This is a genomic window from Pseudomonas sp. AK181 (assembly GCF_051122975.1).
GTDB lineage: Bacteria > Pseudomonadota > Gammaproteobacteria > Pseudomonadales > Pseudomonadaceae > Aquipseudomonas > Aquipseudomonas lactis.
Genome location: NZ_CP146348.1, coordinates 4,171,659 through 4,192,682, shown reverse-complemented (window position 1 = coordinate 4,192,682; position 21,024 = coordinate 4,171,659). Strand labels below are relative to the sequence as shown.

Sequence of the window (21,024 nt, the reverse complement as noted above, 5' to 3'; positions counted from 1 at the left end):
GGTTACCCGCCCCCAATCAATCAGCTCCTTATAAACGCCAGCAAATCCGCATTAATCGTATCGGCATGGGTGGTAGGCATGCCGTGCGGGAAGCCTGGGTAGATTTTCAGCGTGCTGTTTTTCAGCAGTTTGGCGGATAGCACCCCGGCATTCTCATGAGGGACGATCTGATCATCGTCGCCATGCATGACCAATACGGGAATCTGGATGCTCTTCAGGTCTTCGGTGAAATCGGTCTGGGAAAACGCCACAATCCCGTCATAGTGCGCCTTTGCACAGCCCATCATGCCTTGCCGCCACCAGTTCAGGATGATGCCCTCGGACGGCTTGGCGCCTGGGCGGTTATAGCCGTAGAAAGGGCCCGCCGGAACGTCATGATAGAACTGCGCGCGGTTGGCTTTCAGTTGCGCCTGCAAGTCGTCGAACACTGACTTGGGCAGGCCGCCGGGGTTGTTCGGGGTCTGGACCATCAGCGGTGGCACGGCGCTGATGATGGCGGCCTTCGAGACGCGGTCTTCGCCGTGGCGGGCGATGTAATGAACCACTTCACCGCCGCCGGTGGAGTGACCGACATGCACCGCAGTTTGTACGCCCAGGTGCTCGACCACGGCCGCGACGTCGTCGGCATAATGATCCATATCGTGCCCATCCCAGACCTGGCTGGAACGCCCATGGCCACGCCGGTCGTGGGCAACGACCCGGTAACCTTCGCCCAGGAAAAACAGCATCTGCGCGTCCCAATCATCTGCGCTCAGTGGCCAGCCATGATGGAAGAAAATGACCTGGGCATCGCGTGGGCCCCAGTCCTTGTAGAAAATTTCAACACCGTCTCGCGTGGTGACGTAGCCCATGTTCGCCTCTCCCAAATGAAATGATGGCCTGATCGAATCGCGATCATGGCGCTGGATTGACCCACTGCAGCCTATGCGTGTCTGGCAAGTGTGCCGTCCACAATTGCCGCCTTGGCCGCCCAATGACTTTAGGTTTAAAGTCAACTTTAAGGTCAATGGTTTTTTGTGGGTGGTACATGAGAATAGGCGAGTTGGCAAAAATCAGCGGGTTGGCGGCCTCACGCATCCGCTTCTACGAGGCGAGCGGTCTGATCCAATCGGTTGAGCGTAAATCCAACGGCTATCGGGACTATACGCCCGGCACCGAGGCGGTGTTGGAGATCATCAAGGGTGCCCAGGCAGCCGGTTTCTCTCTGGAAGAAATCCGGCAGTTAATGCCCCGCAGTGCCGGTGGTTGGCAGCATGACGAGCTGCTCAGCGGGCTCAAGCACAAGGTCGAGGAAATCGAGGTGCTGCAACAACGGCTGGCCCAGAACAAGGCGCAGTTGCTGAACGTCATCAAGGGCATCGAAGGCAAGCCCGAGGGCATGGCCTGTGCCGAGAATGCGCAGATGCTGATTAACCGTCTGCGCGAGGAAGGGGGCGCTCCAGCCTCATCCACAAAAAAAAGCGCCCGCCGGGCCCCGAGGGCCTGACCGGCGCACGAGGTTCAGCGTCCGCCAATCAGGTTGACGAGCGGCTCTGGCGCATAGAGTGCGCTCTGGAACTCGGGTACGTATTCGTACTTCACCATTTTCCCCAGCTTGAGGTCGCGCAGGTAATCGGACAGGCTGCCATCGCCTAGCGTGAGGGTGGCTGAGTCTGCGTCACGGCTGGAGCCATGGCTGAGCTGGCGGGAAACCGCATACCCATAGGCCAGTTGGCCGTGGTGATCGAGATTGGTGAAACTGCTGGTGACCAGGTCCATATCACGGGACAGCTTCTCAAGCTTTTTAGCCTTGAACGACACGTCCAGTTTGCCGGTCTTGCTATCGGTAATGTCATACACCACCGAGTGCCCATCCTCTTTGCGATCAATGCCGGTCAGCCATTTCGGCAGGTTGTAACCGACCACCCCGCGCACCCGCGCCAGCTCGGTATTCACCGGCAGCTTGAGCACATAGCCCCAAAAGTCCTGCGACATCGACTGGCCCACCAGCGTAAAGGGGCCCAGGTTGGCTTTGCCAGGTTTGTTCGTGATGATCGACACGGCGACTTCGTTATAGGCGTCGTTATCGCAATGCTCATAGGTGTACGCAGTAAACGCGATCAGCCCGCGACCCGGCCAGACTTGCAAGGGCTGCACGGCGGCCAGTACCTGCGGTGGCATCAACGCCCGAAGCTTATCGATGTCGGCTGTATAGACTGCTGTTACCCGACTGTTCTGGTAGTAAAAATTGGGCGAGTAGGATTCAAAACCGATGTCGACCTTGTGCTTTTGCAACCCTTTGAACCAGCTTAAATCAACCCCGGGTAATTCTGCTGCAACCACCGACAACGGCGGGTTGGAGCGAAAGCGGTCGTACATGCCACCCTTGACGACGGGCACCTGCTGGCCGGCGATATCGATGTGGGTTGTGTCGTTGGGGCTGGGCATCTCGGGCGTTCCGGCCAACGCAAGGTTGGCAAAAGGGGTGAGCAGCAATCCGGTTAAAATGGCGCTTGGAATGTTCAATCGGTTTTCTCCAGAGAGGGCTAGGCGCTATCGTTCGTGGGACAGCTCGGTTATTACGGCGAGTGCGACGGCCTTGGGCGATTGCGGGTTCTGGCCCGTGATCAGGCGGCCATCGGTGATGACAAATGAGGTGAACGGCACCCAGCCCTTGCGGTAACGCGCCCCTTGGCTCAGCAGCCGGTCTTCAAGCAAGAACGGCACCTCACGCTTCATGCCCGATAGCAGTTCTTCGCGATTGGAGAAGCCGGTGATGTTTTTGCCCTTGATGATCGCGTTGCCCTGTTCATCCTTCAGATCCAGCAGGCCCGCCACACCGTGGCACACGGCCGAGACGATGCCGCCCTGGTTGTAAATGGTTTGGGCGACACGTTGCAGGTCGAGGTTACCTGGGAAGTCCCACATGACACCGTGGCCGCCGGTGAAGTAGATCGCGCGAAATTGCGACGGATCGACATTGGCGATGGGCAGCGTGTTTTGCAGCCGGGCGCGAAAGGCCGGGGACTGCAACTGTTCACGCGCCGCCTTATCCATGTACAGCCAACCGAGGCTGCGCTCGTCCAGGGGCGCAACACCTCCTTTGGGGCTGGCAAATACCGTCGTGTAGCCAGCCGCTTCCACGACCTCGGTGAAATGCGTCAGCTCTGTCAGCCACAGGCCCGTGGTATCGGGCCTTGAGGGGTAGCTGGCGTGGTTGGTCATGATCACCAATATCTGGCGATTGTTTGCAGCGGCCGTGGAAGGGCCGGGTTCAGCCTGTGCAAATGTCATAAGCGCGCCACCTATCGCTACCAACGCAAAAGAAATAAGGGTTTTGAGCATGATCCAGGGTCCAGTAATCCTGTCGGTTGGTGCATGCTCACCTTAAACCTCGCTTTAAGGTCAACCCCTGCTTTGGCAAAAAAAACCGAGTCGTCTTGGGGCGCGACGGCTCGGCTTTTTTTGGGCGTGTTGAACGTTTAGCCAGCTGCTACAGCCGCCTCGCGCTCCATCAACTTATCGACCAACAACATTCCCAGCTCACTTAACTGATGAATCGCCAACGCGACGTCGCGCTGTTTACCGGTCAGTTCATCCGACAGGTCGAGCAGCAGGGCGGTTACTGAGGAAAAGGTTTCATAGCTATTGGCGACGAGCATTTCATTGCTGGCATCGTCGGCAACGCTGAATAGCGGTGTCGAGGGTGGAGGAGAGGGTTCGGCGTTGGGGTTGAGGGCGTGATCGATCGCACGACGGACTGCCTGATCAAGCTTCAGGTTTGGATCGTTTGGAGGGTTTGGGGTGACTTTGTACATATGCGTAATTCCTGAATGGGGCCGACACCGTTTCGCTACTAAACGAAAGGGTGGCAGCTGTACGCAGGTTAGTAGACCGGGGAATTACACAAAGCCGGCGCGCCCGAAGGCGCCCTACGCACAGCCACCATCAGGCACAGACAGGAACGTCTGATAGATGAAGCTCATGCACTAAGTGTAATTGACCCTCGGGCTACTAAACCCGATCACTGAGTTGTCAGCGACCGGGCCACCTTAGAGGCGCCCATCCAAGCGCACAAGCCGGCGGATTCTGACGCAACTGTAGGCAATGGAGCAAGGTGGTGCAGCTTGCTGTAGGACGGGTCTACATCAACGCCGGCCCACTCACTCCCTCCCTGTAGGAGCGAGCTTGCTCGCGAAAAACCATAGGCGCCGCGTTCATTCTGGATGAACACATTATCTTTACGTTCTTCGCGAGCAAGCTCGCTCCTACAGAGAGGATGCCTCAGTCGCGACGCAACGTTTCGGTCTTGAGGACACAAGCGCTAATAGTATTGCTCGGCTGCCTGCGCGGCGGCTGGACTAGGATTTTTTCTGGCGGTGCACACCGACATTAAAAATTCACTGGCATCTACAAGGAGTAGCCAGTAGGCTACATTTGAATCTGTGACCAATACGATCGGCAGGACGCCCGAGTTCGATACATGGCTCGACGGTATGAAGGGTGTGTGGGGTAAGACGGCTGTACTGATCCGCCTGGATCGAGCCGAAGAAAACAATTTTGGCGATTGCCAGCCTGTAGGCGATGGCATGAGTGAAATGCGTGTGTTTGTCGGGCCCGGCTACAGGATTTACTTTGTGCGCACGGGCATCACCGCTTACCTGATGCTGTGGGGAAGCGATAAAACCGACCAGAAACGAGGAATCAAGCGGGCAAAAGAGATTCTTGATGCCCTGAGAGGTCAATGACATGAGTCAGTCAACATTCAAACCAGAGGACATGCCGATCCTCGAGCTGGATACATCCGGCACAAGCGCCTATGAGGCTTCGCGCTTCCTTGATAGCCCGCAAACCATCAGTGCTTATCTTGCGCAAAGCATGGCGTGCCATGACCCGCAAGTCCTTATGAAGGCGCTGGCCGAGGTTGCCAAGGCCCAGGGTGTGAACAAGGTTGCCGAAGCGGCGGGGGTGAATCGGGAGAGCCTGTATAAAACCCTGAAAGGCGGCTCAAAGACACGTTATGAGACGGTCCAGAAGCTGATGTTGGCATTGGGGGTGGAACTGACGGTGCGACCGATTACTGCGACCCCCCCTAAAAAAACGGCTGCCATCGGTACAGAGAAGCTGTATTGAAATGCGCATGGTCTTGTAGGAAATCGACCTCTGGAAGCGTAAGGGTTTTCCTATAGTACTGTTTATATATCCAGTGTTTGCAGGTCTGCGCGCTCATGAACCGAAAATGAGTGAAAAAAGGGCCTGTGGCAAAAAAAAGCCACTCCGTTAGGTTGAGGTCCTCTCCTTCAAGAAAGGAGAGTTCTTAATCAAACCAATGGAGTTACAAAATGAACAAACCACAAACCCAGACACCTCTTCGCCATGGTCGTGTCACATCCCCTTCCAGCCGTGGCGCAGTCGCCGTGGATCTCGGCCTGCTGGAGACCTGGCAGGTCAATGAAATGGAAGGCGGCAAGAACTTCCCGGCACTGACGGCCGGTCCGTTCCCGGCGCCTTATCAAACCGACAGTGACAGCGTCACCCCTCCCGCCGACGGCTTTATCCTCAGCGGTGGCAAGACGGATGCCCGTGACTGCGTCAACTTCACCCACGAGGAAATGGCCAAGAAACTTGGCCGCGCCTTCACCTGGCCGTTGCTCAATGTCGAGCCGGGCCAGACCTTCAAGGTCACCTGGGCATACACCGCGCCGCACACCACCCGTGGCTATCGCTGGCTGATCACCAAGGATGGTTGGGACCCGAAACAGCGCATCACCCGCGCACAACTGGAAACCCAGCCGTTCGCTGAAGACTTCTATGCCCAGGTGCCTTACTACAGCCATGCAGGCGAACTGAAGGCCAAGGTCAATCATGAAGTGAAACTGCCGGCCAATAAAAAGGGCCAGCATGTGATTGTGTTGATGTGGATCGTCGCCAACACCGGCAACGCCTTCTATCAAGCCTTCGATGTGGACTTCAAATAAGCCCGCACCGTTAAACCCACACGTTCTGAAGGATTAGAACATGTCAAAGATTGACTTTACCTCACTGCAATCGCCGCTTAACGATGCCGCTTCGCTGATGCCGAGCATTGCCGGCAAAAAGATCCTCATGGGCTTCTGGCACAACTGGCCTGCCGGCCCGAGCGATGGCTACCAACGTGGCCAGTTCGCCACTATCAGCCTGGCGGATGTACCCAAGGATTACAACGTGGTGGCCGTGGCCTTCATGAAGGGCAACGGTATCCCAACCTTCAAGCCGTACAACCTGTCGGACGCCGAGTTTCGTCGTCAGGTGGGCGTGCTGAACAGCCAGGGCAGGGCGGTGCTGATTTCCCTTGGCGGCGCCGATGCACATATCGAACTGCATAAAGGCAACGAACAGCCACTGGCCAATGAGATTATCCGCCTGGTGGAAACCTATGGCTTTGACGGCCTGGATATCGATCTTGAACAGAGCGCGATTGATTTCGCCGACAACAAGACTGTCCTGCCCGCCGCGTTGAAACTGGTCAAGGACCACTACGCAGGTCAAGGCAAACACTTCATCATCAGCATGGCGCCGGAGTTTCCGTACCTCACCACTGCCGGCAAATACGTCGGTTACATCCAGGCGCTGGAAGGCTATTACGACTTCATTGCCCCGCAGTATTACAACCAGGGGGGCGACGGCATCTGGGTGCAGGAGGTCAACCAGGGCAACGGCGCCTGGATTGCTCAGAACAACGATGCGATGAAAGAGGACTTCCTGTTTTACCTCACCGAAAGTCTGGTGAGCGGAACGCGCGGGTTTACCAGAATCCCGGCAGACAAGTTGGTGATTGGCCTGCCTGCGAACGTCGACGCAGCTGCCACCGGTTACGTGATCGACCCAACAGCCGTGACCAATACCTTCAAGCGTTTGCACGACAAAGGATTGTCGATCAAGGGCCTGATGACCTGGTCGGTGAATTGGGACAACGGCATCAGCAAAGACCACGTGCCCTACAACTGGGAATTCAGCCGCCGTTATGGCCCGATGATCAATGGCACTGCTCTCTCTGGCCTGGAGCATGAGGCGGCGGAGCTCGAGGCCGCCAATCAGCAGTAGCGCAAAGAGGTCTCTGGCAGACGTGCCAGAGGTCAAACCGCTAAGCTTCTGATCTGACTAAAATCCGATGCCTGTTTGGGCATCGGATTTTTTGCGTCACGCTCAAATTGCGCTGAGCGTTCGTAAAGCCGATTTACCGCACCAAGCAAGGCCGCTTGTTATCAAAGCCCCAACCCGGAATCAGGAACTGCATCGCCACACTGTCATCCCGCGCCCCAAGGCCCATGCCTTTGTACAGTTCATGAGCCTTGGCTACCGCGTCCATATCGATATCCACACCCAGGCCCGGCTTGGCAGGCACCTTTACGTAACCCCCTTCAATCTTCAACGGTTCGCGCGTCAGGCGTTGGCCGTCCTGCCAGATCCAGTGGGTATCGATGGCGGTGATCTCGCCGGGGGCGGCCGCCGCCACTTGGGTAAACATCGCCAAGGAAATATCGAAGTGGTTGTTGGAATGCGAGCCCCAGGTCAGGCCCCAGTCGTTGCACATTTGCGCGACGCGCACCGAGCCTTGCATGGTCCAGAAGTGCGGGTCGGCGAGGGGAATGTCCACCGATTGCAGCTGGATGGCGTGGCCCATTTCCCGCCAGTCGGTGGCGATCATGTTGGTGGCGGTTTTAAGGCCCGTGGCGCGGCGGAATTCGGCCATGACTTCGCGGCCTGAATAACCGTTTTCTGCGCCGCAGGGGTCTTCGGCATAGGCGAGTACCTGATGCTGGTCGCGGCACAGGCGGATGGCTTCCTTGAGCGACCAGGCGCCGTTGGGGTCAAGGGTGATGCGCGCATCGGGAAAGCGTTCGGCCAGCGCAGTGACGGCTTCGATTTCTGCGTCGCCACTCAAAACGCCGCCCTTGAGCTTGAAGTCGTTAAAGCCGTATTTGGCCTGGGCCGCTTCGGCCAGGCGCACCACGGCATCGCTGGTCAGGGCTGTTTCATGGCGCAGGCGGAACCAGTCATCATCGGCGTCGGCCTCGTTGCGGTAGGCCAGGTCGGTCGCGTTGCGATCACCCACATAGAAGAGGTAGCCGAGCATCTTCACTGCGTCGCGTTGCTGGCCTTCGCCCAGCAAGGCGGCCACCGGCACTTCGAGGAACTGGCCCAGCAAATCGAGCAGTGCGGCCTCCATGGCGGTGACGGCGTGAATGGTGATGCGCAGGTCGAAGGTTTGCAGGCCGCGACCGCCGGCGTCCCGCGAGGCAAAGGTGCTGCGCATCTGGTTGAGCACGCGCTGGTATTGGCCAATCGGCTGGCCAATCACCAGGCTGCGAGCATCTTCCAGGGTTTGGCGAATGCGCTCGCCGCCGGGCACTTCGCCCACGCCGGTGTTGCCGCTGCTGTCCTTGAGGATAACGATATTGCGCGTGAAGAAAGGGCCGTGGGCGCCGCTGAGGTTGAGCAACATGCTGTCGTGGCCGGCGACGGGGACGACTTGGAAGTGGGTGACTACAGGGGTATTCATGGCGCGTTCCTGGCTGAGTTCAAAGAGGTTTGCTGATGGCGGCGCTGCTGGGCACGCCCGTTACGGCAGAGGGTGAAGTCTTGGCAAAGAACACCAGGATGGCCGCGAGCACCGAGGTGCAGGCCAGGCCATACAGCCCGCCCTGGATCGAGCCGGTGGTCTGCTCCAGAAAGCCAAAGGTGGTCGGCGCGACAAAGCCGCCCAGGTTGCCGATGGAGTTGATCAGCGCGATCACGGCGGCGGCGATCCGTACATCCAGGTAGCCCTGGGGGATCGGCCAGAACAGCGAAGACGCGGATTTGAAACCGATGGCCGCAAAGCAAATCGCAACGAAGGCGAAGATCGGCCCGCCCGTGGTGGACATGAACATCCCCACCGCGGCGATCAACAGCGCCGCAGCGACCCAGGCCTGCTGGAACTTGAACTTGCCCGACAGCGACGCGAAGGCGTACATGGCAATGATCGAGATCAGCCAAGGGATCGAGTTGAAGAAGCCCACTTGCACGTCGCTCAGGTCCCCCATCTTTTTGATGATGCTCGGCAGCCAGAAGGTGGCGGCATAGATCGTCAATTGGATGCAAAAATACAGGGCGCAAAACAGCAGGATCTGGCGGTCCTTGAGCAGCTTGCCGAGGGTGGGTTTGACCGTGGTCAGGGCTTCGCGATCACGCTGTTCCTGATCGATGGCGCCTACCAGCGCATCCTGTTCTTCGCGGCTCAACCATTTGGCGTCATGGGGTTTGGAGTCGAGCCAGAACCACACGAAGAAGCCCAGCGCCACCGAGGCCAGGCCCTCGATGCCGAACATCCATTGCCAGCCATGCAGACCAAAGCCTTCGATCTGCAACAACGCGCCCGACAACGGCCCGGAGATCAATGACGCGACCGCCGAGCCACTGAGGAAGATCGCGATGGCCTTGCCGCGCTCCACGCCGGGCAACCAGCGGGTGAAGTAATAGATCACGCCGGGGAAGAAACCGGCCTCTGCCACACCCAGCAGGAAACGCAGGATGTAGAAGTGGGTTTCGTTTTGGATAAACGCCATCAGCGTGGCAACGATGCCCCAGGTGAACATGATGCGGGTCAGCCAGATACGCGCACCGACCTTTTGCAGCAGCATGTTGGACGGCACTTCGAACAACGCATAGCCAATGAAGAACAGCCCGGCGCCGAAGCCGTAGGCGGCTGCGCCGATGCCCAGATCATGCTCCATGTGCGTGCGCACGAAGCCGATATTGACCCGGTCGATGTAGTTGAGGATGAACATGACCACGAACAGTGGGAGCACATGGCCCTTCACTTTGCTCACGGCGCGGCTGAGTGCTGAATCACTTTCGGGTGCGGCTGAGGCTGGGCTTGAATGCTTCACGAATGAAAACTCCCCCTGATTATTTTTATGCGGGTTTGGTGTTTTGTTGACAGACATCATACAAGTTGTTTTTTGAAAGCCGCAATCCTGTGAGGGGTGATTTTGTTCTTATAAGCCGGTATTGAGATTGGCTATTTTGGTTATTTGCCAGATTTTATTGGGTTTTGACCCGCTTGAGGCGGCTCGGCATGTACGCTTCTCTCAAAGCGAAGACATGGTCGGGCGAGGTGAGATGAGTATGTTGTCATACAAGCTAAGTGTTTTTCGCCGCCACCCGACGCCCCGTGCGCTCAGAGTGATAAGCTCCCCCCAGCCCAACCCCGTGGACCCGTCTCGATGCCGATTAAAAGCACACCGCCTGTGCGTAAACGTTCCGCCAACCTGGCCCAGGGTGTGGTCGAGGCGCTGACCCAGCGCATCCAGCTGGGGCAACTCAAGCCGGGTGAAAAACTGCCGTCCGAATCCACCATCGTGCTTGAGCATGGGGTGAGCCGTACCGTGGTGCGTGAAGCCTTGTCCAAGCTGCAGGCGTCGGGGCTGGTGGAGACGCGTCACGGCATCGGCACCTTTGTGCTGGCGCAGCACACCCAGCCAGGCTTGCGCTTGCACGTGGACACAGTCGCCAGCGTGCGCAACATGCTCGAACTGCGCCTGGGCCTGGAAGTGCAAGCGGTGGCCTTGGCCGCGCTACGCAGGAGCGAAGTGCAACTGGCCCACATGCGCCAGGCGCTGGACGACTACCAAGCCTCCCTGGCCAACAACGACAGCTGCGTGGAGGAGGACAAGCGCTTTCACCAACTGATCGCCGAGGCCACCGGCAATACGTTTTTCACCGACATCATGCAGCACCTGGGCACGGCGATGATTCCGCGTACCCAGGTGAATGCCGTCGAGCGCGGCGGCGCGGACTTTGCTCAATTGGGGCAGTTGGCGAACCTGGAACACGAGGCCATCTACAACGCTATCAAGCGCCAGGACCCGGACGCCGCACGGGCGGCCATGGTGCTGCACTTGACCAACAGCCGGGATCGATTTTCCGGGCAATCCTAAGGAACCACCGTTGAACGAACACACTTTGTCCCAGCGCCTGGAGCGCGTGGCCGCACATGTGCCGGCCGGTGCCCGCCTGGCCGATATCGGCTCGGACCACGCCTACCTGCCGGTGGCGTTGATGCGCCGTGGCGTTATCACAGCAGCGGTGGCGGGAGAGGTGGCCGCCACGCCGTTTCACGGGGCCAACCGTACCGTGGGCGATAACGGCCTGGAACAGTGCATCAGCGTGCGCCTAGCCGATGGCTTGGCGGCGATTGAAGCGGGCGATGACATTACCGCCATCAGCCTGTGCGGCATGGGCGGCGAGACCATCCGCGACATCCTCGACAGCGGCAAGGCACACCTCAATGGCCGCGAGCGCCTGGTCCTGCAACCCAACGGCGGCGAGCAGCCGCTGCGCCAATGGTTGATGGACAACGGCTACCAGATCCTGCACGAAGAGGTGTTGCGGGAGAACCGTTTTTACTACGAAATCATCGTTGCCGAATGTGCCGGGCCGGTGATCTACACCCAAGAGCAACTGTATTTCGGGCCGCGACATCTGCAAGCGCGTAGCCCGGTATTTTTGGCGAAGTGGCAACGCCTGTTAGGCAAGAAGCAGAAAACGCTGACCAGCTTCCAACAAGCTCGGCACAAGGTGCCCGAAGATAAACGCCAGGAGATTGCCCGGCAGATTGGATGGATCACTCAAATGCTCGGCTGAGCACTGTTGAAAGTGCTAGGAAATTTCCTACAAGCATAGCGACGCTTCCTACATAGACGTACCCCCCGCATTCCGATAATGGACCCAGACGAAACGCGCTATCCCGCAGTCGGGTTGCCACGTCGATCCGTCTGAAGGCCTGCAGAAAGGCTTGCAGACACCTCTTCATTATTGTGGATGTGATCATGAAAAAGTTTGCTCTCAAAGGTTTGACCCTGGCTCTGGTTCTGGCGGGCGCTTCGCAAGCTGCAATGGCTGCGGACGGTGAAATCAACTTCATCGGCAGCGTGACCGATAACACCTGCCCGGTTGTGGTCGATGACTTGAACGGTTCGGCAGGCGCCGGTGATGTGGGCCTGGGCAGCGTTCCTGTGACGTCCCTGGCTTCGGCTGGGCAGATAGCTGGCGGCGGTGCGTTCACGCTGACTATCGATACCACTGCTCCAGGTTGCAGCGTCACTGGTAAGAAAGCCGTGGTCAAGTTCCTGTCGCTGAGCGGAAATGCCGGTGCCAGCGGACAGTGGATCGGTCTCACGCCCGAAGCGGGCGTGGCCAATAACGTTGCTGTGCAAATCAAGGACGCAACTGGCAAAGACGTGCAAGTCGGCCTGGAGTCCTCGCCTTACCTGGATCTGACCCAACCGCTGCGCTTCACCGCCAACTACATCGCGACCGGTACGGCGACCGCTGGCCCTGCCAACGCGAAAGCGGCGTTCACTGTCGACTACCAGTAACGCCTGTCGATGGGCAGCCGGGGGATCATTCCCGGCTGTGCTTCCCCGCTCGGCGGTCTTGTGACCGTCGCGCCAAGAGGATGATCGAAATGCAACGTACCAAAACTTCATTGAAAACCGCAGCGATGCTGGCAGTGTTGTTGAGCAGCGCGCTGCTGGGCAGCGTCAGCCAGGCCGGCGTAATGCTCGGTGGCACACGAATTGTGTTCGATGGCAGCAAGCGTGACGCGTCCATCACCGTTGGCAACACCACTGCGCAACCTTACGCGGTGCAGACCTGGATCAATACCGAGGCTGACGACAACACCACTGCGACCCCCTTCGTGGCGACGCCACCGCTGTTTCGCCTGGACCCGCACAAAGAGCAAATGGTGCGTATCCAGAAAGTACCGGGCCAATTGCCCAAGGATCGTGAGTCGGTGTTCTATTTCAACGCCCAGGAAATCCCGGTGGCGGGCAAGGCGGACGAGAACACCCTGAAGATCGCCATGCGTACGCGCATCAAGTTGTTCTATCGCCCTGCCGGCCTCAAGGGCAGTGCTCTGGACGCGCTTGAGCAGTTGCGCTGGAGCCTCGTGCAGCAACAGGGCAAGACGATGCTGGTGGTGAACAACCCTTCGTCGTTTCACGTTTCGTTCATCGGCGTGAAAGTCGCTGCCGGCGCGCAATCGCTGGAAGTCAGCGAGCCGAAGATGGTCGCCCCGATGAGCAGCCAGCAATACCCGTTGCCAGGTTTCAACAGCCGCAGCGGTCAAGTGACGTTCTCTGCCATCAACGATTTCGGCGGTTACAGCGCACCCTCGACCGTGCCCCTGAACAGCGCTCCTTAAGCGCTTTCAACCCTTTCCCTTGCGAACACGCCCTAACGTTGCCGATGCAACGTGACGCCAGCGTATTGAGTATTGTCATGCGAATCGATGCCTCGACCCTGGACTGCCCGTCCGTGCCGTTTACGCCGTTGCGCCTGTCCGCTGCGATTTTGGCCGCGTTGATGGGCAGCATTGCTCACGCCGATGAAACGCCGAAGTTTGATGCCAGTTTCATGCAGTCATTCGGCGGCGCCAGTGCCGGGCCGAACCTGGACCTCGATGCGGTTGCCAACAGCGCCAGTATCGGCCCTGGTACTTACCCGGTCGTGGTTCGCCTGAACCAGAGTTTTTTCGACCGACGCGATATGACCTTCGCGCCGGATGCAAAAAGCGGCGAAGTACGCGCCTGTTTGTCGGCAGCGTTTCTCAAGGAGCTTGGGGTCAAACTGGATGCGTTCCAGGTGCCTGGTGAAGCACTGCCGCCATGCATTGACCTGGCGGGCATGGTAGAGGGCGCTTCGGTCAGCTTCGACGCCAACCGATTGGCTCTGGACATCAGCGTGCCGCAGATCGCGTTGCGCCGTGATGCGGCCGGTTATGTCGCCCCGCAGGATTGGGATCGAGGGATCAACGCCGCGATGCTCAACTACCAGTTTTCGGCGGCGCAGACCCAGTCCGATGCTAGGGGCAATGGCACCCAATACAGCCTGTACACCAGTGGTGGCTTCAACCTGGGGGACTGGCGCTTTCGCAGCAGCTCATCGTTTCGCCAGGACGAGGAAGGCAAGCGTGAATGGCAGCGCAGTAACACCTACGCACAACGTGATCTCACCGCGATCAAGGGTACCCTGACGGCGGGTGAAAGTTTTACGCCGGGCGATGTCTTCGACAGTATTCCTTTTCGCGGCGTGCAGGTGGCGTCCGACATGGGCATGTTGCCGGATTCGATGCAGGGGTATGCACCTGTGATCCGCGGTATTGCCGAAACCCAGGCCAAGGTGGAGGTGCGGCAGAACGGTTATTCGCTCTATACCACCTATGTCGCCCCAGGCGCCTTCGAGATTGACGACCTCAACGCCGCCTCGGGCAGTGGCGATCTGGAGATCATCATCACCGAGGCCGACGGCCGCGAACGGCGTTTCACCCAGCCCTACGCGACGCTGGGCAACATGCTGCGGGAAAATACCTGGCGCTACAGCCTGACCGCCGGGCAATACAACGCCGTTGATGGCGGCCAGCGGCCCGCCTTTGCGCAAGCTTCGTTGGCTTATGGGTTGCCATTTGACTTGACGGTGTATGGCGGCGTGTTGGGTGCCGATTTCTACCGCGCCGGCGTGGCTGGCGTCGGCAAGAGCCTGGGTAGCCTGGGTGCGGTGTCCATCGATGTGACCCAAGCCAGCACTGAAGTGCCGAAGGCGGCCGGCGCTCAGCGTTCCCAGCAAAATGGCCAGAGCGTTGGCGTGCGTTACGGCAAGGCGTTCGAGACCGGCACATCGGTGCGTTTCGCCGGGTATCGTTATTCGACCGAAGGCTATCGTGATTTCGACGAGGCCGTGCGCCTGCAGGAGCCGAATAACGACTACAACCGCTTTTCCAAGCGCAGCAAACTTGAAGCCAGTGTCAACCAGGCACTGGACCGCTACGGCTCGTTCTACCTCAACATGAGCCAGCAAAATTATTGGGGCTCTTCACGCCAGGACAAACAGCTGCAAGTGGGTTTCAACACCCAGTACAAAAGCGTGTCTTATGGGGTGTACGCCAGCAAGACGCTGACCGACAACTATGGGCAAAACAACCAGTTGGTGTTCACGGTGTCGATGCCCCTGGGCCAGACGCGCAGCACCGGCACCTATTCGGTCACCCGAAACAACGACGGTAGCCTGGACCAGCGCGCCGGTGTGAGCGGCAGCAATGGCGCAGTCACCTACAACGTCAACGCCAACCGCGCAGAGAGCGCCGGCAATAATGGGTCGGCCTTGCTAGGCTACCGCGCGCCGTTTGCACAACTGGGTGCCGGTGTCAGTGTCGGCAGTAACTACCGCCAGACGTCGGTGAGTGCAGCAGGCTCGGTGTTGGCGCATGCCGACGGCGTGGAATTCGGTCAAATCCTCGGTGAAACAGTGGCGCTGGTGGAGGTCAAGGACACGCCGGACGTTGGCGTACTCAATGCGCCTGGCACCCTTACTAACAGCAAGGGCTACGCACTGGTGCCCTATGTGACGCCTTATCGCAAAAACCGTGTGGCACTCGACACCAGCGAACTGGATACCCGCGTGGATATTGACGAAGGCGTGACGAATGTAGTGCCGCGCCGAGGTGCCGTAGTCAAAGCAAGCTTCGCTGCCAGTCGCTCGGAGAAGGTATTGCTCAATGTGCGCCTCACGGACGGTTCGCTATTGCCATTTGGTACCACGGTGGTGGATGAAAAAGGCATTGGCGCCGGGGTGGTGGGGCAGGCCGGCCAGGTTTTGTTGTCGGTCAATGATGGCAAGGTTTACAGCATGAAGTGGGGCGAAAAGGCGTCGCAACGCTGCTCGATAGTGTTGGATATCAGCAAGGCCCCGGTGGTTGACGGCTATCGGGTAATGAGCACGACGTGTAGCGCGCCATGAAAAGCCGCGGACCGGAGAATCACGACCCAGCACTTAGCCAGGTGATACGCCCATTGCCGAGTGAAAACGAAGTCCGTCATGGCCTGGCCCTGGGGGAGTTCCGCGCCTGGTATCAGCCGCAGTTGCACCTGCGCAGCGGCGCGGTGGTGGCTGTAGAAGCGTTGGTGCGTTGGGAACATCCGGCGCGGGGCGTGCTGTTGCCGGTAGATTTTCTAGGCGCAGTGCTGGCGTATGACTTGATCGATCAAATGTTCAAGCAATTACTCGAGCAGGGCTTGAGCCTGCTGGGCGTGCTGCGTCAGCAGGGCGTGAACCTGACATTGGCGTTCAACCTGCATGCGTCGCAGCTGGTGGATGGGCGGTTGGTCGACCACATCCGGTACGCCCTGGATGGCCATGGTTTCAAGGGATCGACGCTGACTTTCGAGCTGGCGGAAAACGGCCTGCTGCTCTGTGCACCCAGCCTGCGTCATAGCCTGTTGCGCCTGCGGCTGCTGGGTTGTGGCCTGGCAATCGACGACTTTGGTGTGGGGTTTACCTCCCTCAAGTCGCTGTGCGAGATGCCATTCACTCAGGTCAAACTGGATGGCCGGTTTGTGCGCCGCCTCGCTCGGCCTAATCACCGTGCGATGGTTGCGGCCACCCAGGCGCTGGTTCAGTCATTAAGCATGAGCCTGGTGATCGAAGGCATCAGCAGCCTACGCGTGCGTAACAGTGTGCTGCAACTGGGCTGCGTGACCGGCCAGGGTTTTTTCCTGGCTCGGCCAATGAACGGGCGGGACCTGCTGCAATGGTTGGGTACAGCCCAGCCTGCAAAATGAAGCTCGCTCGTGGGCGGAGCAATTATTGCGAAATTTCCTACACTTGGCTCACGCTCGTGTATTTTCGGCGTGAGTTTGGCGTTCGTATGCCGATGTTCCTACAGAGGTCTGTATGTTTAAAGCGATAGTTGTGGACGATCATCCGTTCATTCGCTCTTCAGTCAAGGTGCTGTTACAACAGGAAGGTTTTGACGTGGTAGGCGAAGCCGACAACGGCGCCGATGCGTTGCAACTGGTACGCGAACATACCCCGGCCCTGGTCGTGCTGGATATCACGATGCCAAAACTGGACGGCCTGGAAGTCATCTCGCGGATCGTCAACCTGGGTGTGCCGTGCAAGGTGCTGGTGCTGACCTCGCAGTCGGCGCAGTTTTATTCGATGCGCTGCATGAAGGCCGGGGCCGCCGGATTCATCTCCAAGACCAATGGGCTTGAGGAGCTGGTTAAGGCGATCAAGGCCATCATGGATGGCTATACGTTCTTCCCCAACCTGGCGACCAGCTCGGTGCGCCGTAGCGATGTCGAGACCACCGACCTGGAGCTTATTCAAACGCTGTCCGATCGCGAGCTGACGATCCTGCAACAGTTAGCCATGGGCTTGAGCAATAAGGAAATTGGCGATTCGATGTTGCTGAGCAACAAAACCATCAGTACCTACAAAACGCGCCTGATCGAGAAACTCAACGTCAAATCGGTGGTTTACCTCGCCGATTTCGCCAAGCGCAACAACCTGATCTAGATGATCCTGTTCCTTAGATACGGCCTTGTAGCCCTGATGCTGACGGTGGCGTTGGGCACTGTGCCACTCGCCCATGCCGAAGCTGAAGCGTTCAGGCTCGTCGGGCGTTCGGCGGCGAACGACTATTCGGTAGCCCTCGACGAACCTGATTGGCATTGGTTGCGGCAAAAGCGCAGTGTCGTGCTGGGTACCTCGGCACCTGACTATTCGCCTTTTGCTATCACCGGCAACAGCGGCGACTACGAAGGCCTCACCGCCGACTATGCACAACTGATCGCGCAACTGTTACACGTTGATGTGCAGGTGCGCCGTTATGATTCGCGCGCCCAACTGATCACGGCACTCAAAAGCGGTGAGGTCGATCTGTTGGGCACTGCCAATGGCTATGAGGCCAACGATCCGCAACTGGCCCTGACCTCGAGCTATGCCGATGATCAGCCGGTGTTGGTCACGCGCATCGGTGAAGGCCAGTCATTGCCCATCGACCTGGCGGGCAAGCGTGTGGCAATGCTGTATCACTATTTGCCGCAAACGGTCGTTGAGCAATTTTATCCAAAGGCGTCCGTGCAGCTTTACCCCTCGACCTTGAGCGCCCTCGGTGCCGTCGCGTTCGGGCAGGCCGATGTCTACCTGGGCGACTCGATCAGCTCCAACTACCTGATCAAGAAAAACTACCTCAACAACGTCCAGCTCAGCGATTTTTCACGCATGGAAGTGCAGGCGTTCGCGTTCGCCGTCAACCGTGACAATACGCAGTTGTTGCGCGTGCTCAATAGCGCGCTCGAGGCGATTCCCACCTCAGAACGCATGACGATCCTGCGCCGCTGGGGCGTCGGTGGCGCCAGCATGCCGGGCCGGCCGACCCTGCATTTCAGTATCCGCGAGCAGCGCTGGATGAATGAGCATCCGCGGGTAAGCGTCGCCATCAACGAGAATTACCTGCCGCTGACGTTTATCGACAGCGACGGTAAGGTCCGCGGCGTCAGCGCGGATGTGCTGACCAAGATCAGCCAGCGCACGGGCCTGAAATTCGATTTTCAACGGGCTGATTCGGTGCATGACCTGATTGGCCTGGTTACCAGCGGCAAGGCCGATATGCTGGCGGCGTTTACCCCCAGTATCGAGCGCGAAAACACCTTGCGCTTCACGCGGCCGTACCTCACCAACCCCTTTGTCTTGATAACGGCCTCAGGGGCCGATTACCAGACCCTCGACCAAATGGCGGGAAAGCGTCTGGCCCTGGTGCGCGGCAATGTGCTGCAGGAGTATCTGGCCGAGCAATTTCCCCAGGTCCAGATGGTCCCGGCCCGCAATGCGGTGGACGCCATGGCCATGCTGGCTCGCGGCGAGGTTGACGGTGCTGTGAACTCCTTGATCAGCGCGCGCTACATGATCTCGCGCCAGTACCGTAATCGACTGCAAGTCACCAGTACGGTCGGCACCGTTCCGGCCCGTATCGCCCTGGCCACCAGTCGTGGCTCGCTGGAGCTGTATTCGATCCTCGACAAGGCGCTGCTGAGTATTCCCCCGGAAGAAATGGACGAGTTGACCAATCGTTGGCGCAACGAGGTGGTAATCGACGACAGCTATTGGTTGCGCAATCGCAGCGCGATCCTCCAGGGCTTTGGCATTGCTGGCGTCCTGCTGCTGCTGGCGCTCGGATGGATTGGCTATCTGCGCAGGCTCATTGGCAAGCGCCGCCAGGCTGAACTGGCGCTCAGCGACCAACTGGAATTTATGCGGGTGCTGATCAACGGTACCCCGCACCCGATCTATGTGCGTGACCGTGAAGGCAAGTTGGTGACGTGCAACGCAGGTTACCTGCAGGCGTTCGGCGTGCAGATGCAAACCGTACTCGGCAAGCTGGCCACCGAGGGCGTGCTAAGCGATGTGGTGCAGGCGCGTGCCTACCACGAGGCCTACCTGCAAGTGATGGACAGCGGTGAGCCGAGTATTCAGGACCGTAAGCTCACCATGGCCTCCGGGCAGACGCTGACGATTTATCACTGGATGCTGCCGTATCGGGGCAACGATGGACGGGTCAACGGTATGATCGCCGGCTGGATCGACATCAGCGAACGCCAGCAACTGGTCCAGGCGCTGCAACTGGCCAAGGATGACGCTGACGATGCCAACCGCGCAAAGTCAACATTCCTGGCGACCATGAGCCATGAAATCCGCACCCCGATGAACGCGGTCATCGGCATGCTCGAGCTGGTCATGAAAAAGGCTGACAAAGGTGTGCTGGACCGTCCGTCTATTGAAGTCGCGTCGGGCGCTGCGCGTGGTTTGCTCGATCTGATCGGCGACATCCTCGATATCGCCCGCATCGAGTCGGGCCGTTTGTCGCTGGCGCCAGAGCGTGCGAATGTGCGTGAACTGATTGAGTCCGTCGCTCGGATCTTCGACGGGCTGGCTCGACAGAAAAACCTGGCCTTGATTCTGGATATGCAGGCGCTGAACAACGTCGACGTGCTGATTGACCCTCTGCGTTTCAAGCAGGTGCTGTCCAATCTATTAAGCAATGCAATCAAGTTTACCGATGCCGGCCAGGTTCGCCTCAGCGCGCAGGCCGACTACTCGCCAGAGCAACAGCGGCTGCAATTATGCGTGCGTGTCGAAGACAGCGGGCGGGGCATTTCGCCCCACGACCAGCACCGCTTGTTCAGCCCCTTCACACAGGCTGAAAACCACGGCCAATCGCCGCGTGGCGGTTCCGGGCTGGGGTTGGTGATCAGCCGTACCTTGTGCGAAATGATGGACGGAACGCTGACCTTGCACAGCGCACTGGGGCAGGGTACTCAGGTGGCGGTGCAACTGGACCTGCCTGTCCTGGAGCCGCAGGCCTTCGACCCGCAAGGGCAGGGCGAGCTGGAGGCGACGGGTGAAACCTTGAATATCCTGGTGGTCGATGATTACCCGGCTAACCGCATGCTGCTGACCCAGCAATTGAGCTACCTGGGGCACCACGTCACCGATGCCGAGGACGGTGCCCACGGCCTGCGGGCCTGGCGCAACGAGACGTTCGACGTGGTCATCACCGACTGCAATATGCCCATCATGAACGGCTACGAGCTGGCACGCGCAATCCGCAACGAAGAGGACGCCCGCGGGCTACCGCGTTGCTTTGTGCTGGGCTTCACAGCCAATGCGCTGGCGGAAGAAAAGCTGCGCTGCGCCGATGCCGGCATGGACGATTGTGTATTCAAACCCATCAGCCTCAAGGACCTGAGCGCACGGTTAGCCGTGGCCGCCGCACACACGTCCTCACCCGTTACTGAGGTGATGTCGCTCCCACCCCTTGCGATGTTGATCGACCTCAGCGCTCTGGAGCAGTTGGCAGGTGGCGACCCGGCATCAACCAGGCGCCTGCTGGGCGACCTGGCCGCCAGCAACGCCAGCGACATGGCGCGGCTACTGCAGTTGTTTACCCAGCATGACATGCAAGGGTTGGCTGACCTGGCGCATCGGGTCAAAGGTGGTGCTCGCATCATCAATTGCACGGCGCTGATCGACGCCTGTGAGGCCCTGGAAATTGCGACCGAGGGGTTGGATTCAACCGTTCTGATCGCGGCAGTCGACACCTTGCAGCAGTCGATGGAACAACTGGCTGCTCAGTTGGACGTGTACGTGGCTTAGGGCCTTGGGAAATTTCCTACGTGC

Annotated in this window: 18 protein-coding genes and 1 pseudogene; 13 read left to right on the top strand and 6 right to left on the bottom strand. The window is 58.9% G+C overall.

Features of this window, described 5'->3' with window-relative positions; all coding sequences use genetic code 11:
- Positions 1-20 precede the first annotated feature (20 nt).
- Positions 21-851: an alpha/beta fold hydrolase gene (locus V8689_RS19110; RefSeq protein ID WP_056785948.1), complete on the bottom strand. Its 831-nt coding sequence runs from the start codon at positions 849-851 to the stop codon at positions 21-23.
- A 176-nt stretch (positions 852-1,027) separates the two neighbouring features.
- Between V8689_RS19110 and V8689_RS19105 the strand changes: the two genes are divergently transcribed.
- Complete coding sequence (locus V8689_RS19105) at positions 1,028-1,486, top strand: MerR family transcriptional regulator (RefSeq protein ID WP_034126375.1); 459 nt, start codon at positions 1,028-1,030, stop codon at positions 1,484-1,486.
- Positions 1,487-1,500: 14 nt separating this feature from the next.
- On the opposite strand, the gene V8689_RS19100 is transcribed toward V8689_RS19105, so the two are convergent.
- From V8689_RS19100 to V8689_RS19090, 3 genes are all read right to left on the bottom strand, one after another.
- Positions 1,501-2,427, bottom strand: coding sequence for an acetoacetate decarboxylase family protein (locus V8689_RS19100; protein ID WP_056786952.1), 927 nt, complete (start codon positions 2,425-2,427; stop codon positions 1,501-1,503).
- A gap of 105 nt (positions 2,428-2,532) precedes the next feature.
- Positions 2,533-3,273 (bottom strand): type 1 glutamine amidotransferase domain-containing protein, encoded by a 741-nt coding sequence (locus V8689_RS19095; protein WP_056785945.1) that lies wholly within the window; start codon positions 3,271-3,273, stop codon positions 2,533-2,535.
- Positions 3,274-3,461: 188 nt separating this feature from the next.
- The gene (locus V8689_RS19090) at positions 3,462-3,797 is read right to left on the bottom strand and encodes a DUF6124 family protein (protein ID WP_032896083.1); all 336 of its coding nucleotides are present in this window, start codon (positions 3,795-3,797) and stop codon (positions 3,462-3,464) included.
- Between the two features lie 627 nt (positions 3,798-4,424).
- Between V8689_RS19090 and V8689_RS19085 the strand changes: the two genes are divergently transcribed.
- The 4 genes and pseudogenes from V8689_RS19085 to V8689_RS19070 form a co-directional block, all read left to right on the top strand.
- Positions 4,425-4,727, top strand: a complete 303-nt coding sequence (locus V8689_RS19085) for a type II toxin-antitoxin system RelE/ParE family toxin (protein WP_056785941.1) — start codon at positions 4,425-4,427, stop codon at positions 4,725-4,727.
- Between the two features lies 1 nt (position 4,728).
- On the top strand, positions 4,729-5,112 hold the full coding sequence (locus tag V8689_RS19080) for an addiction module antidote protein (RefSeq protein WP_056785934.1): 384 nt from the start codon (positions 4,729-4,731) through the stop codon (positions 5,110-5,112).
- Positions 5,113-5,321: 209 nt separating this feature from the next.
- Positions 5,322-5,957, top strand: coding sequence for a lytic polysaccharide monooxygenase auxiliary activity family 9 protein (locus V8689_RS19075; protein ID WP_056785932.1), 636 nt, complete (start codon positions 5,322-5,324; stop codon positions 5,955-5,957).
- A gap of 40 nt (positions 5,958-5,997) precedes the next feature.
- Positions 5,998-6,999: pseudogene (locus V8689_RS19070) on the top strand (chitinase); the annotation flags it as partial.
- A gap of 196 nt (positions 7,000-7,195) precedes the next feature.
- Here V8689_RS19070 and gudD read toward each other — a convergent pair.
- Positions 7,196-8,521: a glucarate dehydratase gene (gene gudD / locus V8689_RS19065; RefSeq protein ID WP_056785924.1), complete on the bottom strand. Its 1,326-nt coding sequence runs from the start codon at positions 8,519-8,521 to the stop codon at positions 7,196-7,198.
- A gap of 19 nt (positions 8,522-8,540) precedes the next feature.
- A complete protein-coding gene (locus tag V8689_RS19060; RefSeq protein ID WP_056786949.1) occupies positions 8,541-9,890 on the bottom strand; it encodes an MFS transporter in 1,350 nt (449 codons plus the stop codon).
- Between the two features lie 336 nt (positions 9,891-10,226).
- Between V8689_RS19060 and V8689_RS19055 the strand changes: the two genes are divergently transcribed.
- From V8689_RS19055 to V8689_RS19020, 8 genes are all read left to right on the top strand, one after another.
- Entirely contained in the window at positions 10,227-10,940 is a 714-nt protein-coding gene (locus V8689_RS19055) for a FadR/GntR family transcriptional regulator (RefSeq protein ID WP_056785921.1), read from the top strand.
- A 10-nt stretch (positions 10,941-10,950) separates the two neighbouring features.
- Positions 10,951-11,646 (top strand): tRNA (adenine(22)-N(1))-methyltransferase, encoded by a 696-nt coding sequence (locus V8689_RS19050; protein ID WP_056785918.1) that lies wholly within the window; start codon positions 10,951-10,953, stop codon positions 11,644-11,646.
- A gap of 185 nt (positions 11,647-11,831) precedes the next feature.
- Positions 11,832-12,380, top strand: coding sequence for a fimbrial protein (locus V8689_RS19045; RefSeq protein WP_056785916.1), 549 nt, complete (start codon positions 11,832-11,834; stop codon positions 12,378-12,380).
- A gap of 80 nt (positions 12,381-12,460) precedes the next feature.
- Positions 12,461-13,210 (top strand): fimbrial biogenesis chaperone, encoded by a 750-nt coding sequence (locus V8689_RS19040; protein WP_056785913.1) that lies wholly within the window; start codon positions 12,461-12,463, stop codon positions 13,208-13,210.
- Positions 13,211-13,287: 77 nt separating this feature from the next.
- Positions 13,288-15,801: a fimbria/pilus outer membrane usher protein gene (locus tag V8689_RS19035; protein ID WP_056785911.1), complete on the top strand. Its 2,514-nt coding sequence runs from the start codon at positions 13,288-13,290 to the stop codon at positions 15,799-15,801.
- Positions 15,798-16,622 (top strand): EAL domain-containing protein, encoded by an 825-nt coding sequence (locus V8689_RS19030; protein WP_056785909.1) that lies wholly within the window; start codon positions 15,798-15,800, stop codon positions 16,620-16,622. Before V8689_RS19035 ends, V8689_RS19030 begins: the two co-directional genes overlap by 4 nt.
- A 112-nt stretch (positions 16,623-16,734) precedes the next feature.
- Entirely contained in the window at positions 16,735-17,361 is a 627-nt protein-coding gene (locus tag V8689_RS19025) for a response regulator transcription factor (protein ID WP_056785906.1), read from the top strand.
- Entirely contained in the window at positions 17,362-21,000 is a 3,639-nt protein-coding gene (locus V8689_RS19020) for a transporter substrate-binding domain-containing protein (RefSeq protein ID WP_056785903.1), read from the top strand. It abuts the gene before it with no gap.
- The last annotated feature ends 24 nt before the right edge of the window (positions 21,001-21,024 follow it).

Bases quoted from the DNA above. Each gene is read 5' to 3' on its own strand.
- V8689_RS19110 (WP_056785948.1), bottom strand. From the start codon at position 851: ATGGGCTACGTCACCACGCGAGACGGTGTTGAAATTTTCTACAAGGAC.
- V8689_RS19105 (WP_034126375.1), top strand. From the start codon at position 1,028: ATGAGAATAGGCGAGTTGGCAAAAATCAGCGGGTTGGCGGCCTCACGC.
- V8689_RS19100 (WP_056786952.1), bottom strand. From the start codon at position 2,427: ATGCCCAGCCCCAACGACACAACCCACATCGATATCGCCGGCCAGCAG.
- V8689_RS19095 (WP_056785945.1), bottom strand. From the start codon at position 3,273: ATGACATTTGCACAGGCTGAACCCGGCCCTTCCACGGCCGCTGCAAAC.
- V8689_RS19090 (WP_032896083.1), bottom strand. From the start codon at position 3,797: ATGTACAAAGTCACCCCAAACCCTCCAAACGATCCAAACCTGAAGCTT.
- V8689_RS19080 (WP_056785934.1), top strand. From the start codon at position 4,729: ATGAGTCAGTCAACATTCAAACCAGAGGACATGCCGATCCTCGAGCTG.
- V8689_RS19075 (WP_056785932.1), top strand. From the start codon at position 5,322: ATGAACAAACCACAAACCCAGACACCTCTTCGCCATGGTCGTGTCACA.
- gudD (WP_056785924.1), bottom strand. From the start codon at position 8,521: ATGAATACCCCTGTAGTCACCCACTTCCAAGTCGTCCCCGTCGCCGGC.
- V8689_RS19055 (WP_056785921.1), top strand. From the start codon at position 10,227: ATGCCGATTAAAAGCACACCGCCTGTGCGTAAACGTTCCGCCAACCTG.
- V8689_RS19045 (WP_056785916.1), top strand. From the start codon at position 11,832: ATGAAAAAGTTTGCTCTCAAAGGTTTGACCCTGGCTCTGGTTCTGGCG.
- V8689_RS19040 (WP_056785913.1), top strand. From the start codon at position 12,461: ATGATCGAAATGCAACGTACCAAAACTTCATTGAAAACCGCAGCGATG.
- V8689_RS19035 (WP_056785911.1), top strand. From the start codon at position 13,288: ATGCGAATCGATGCCTCGACCCTGGACTGCCCGTCCGTGCCGTTTACG.
- V8689_RS19030 (WP_056785909.1), top strand. From the start codon at position 15,798: ATGAAAAGCCGCGGACCGGAGAATCACGACCCAGCACTTAGCCAGGTG.
- V8689_RS19025 (WP_056785906.1), top strand. From the start codon at position 16,735: ATGTTTAAAGCGATAGTTGTGGACGATCATCCGTTCATTCGCTCTTCA.
- V8689_RS19020 (WP_056785903.1), top strand. From the start codon at position 17,362: ATGATCCTGTTCCTTAGATACGGCCTTGTAGCCCTGATGCTGACGGTG.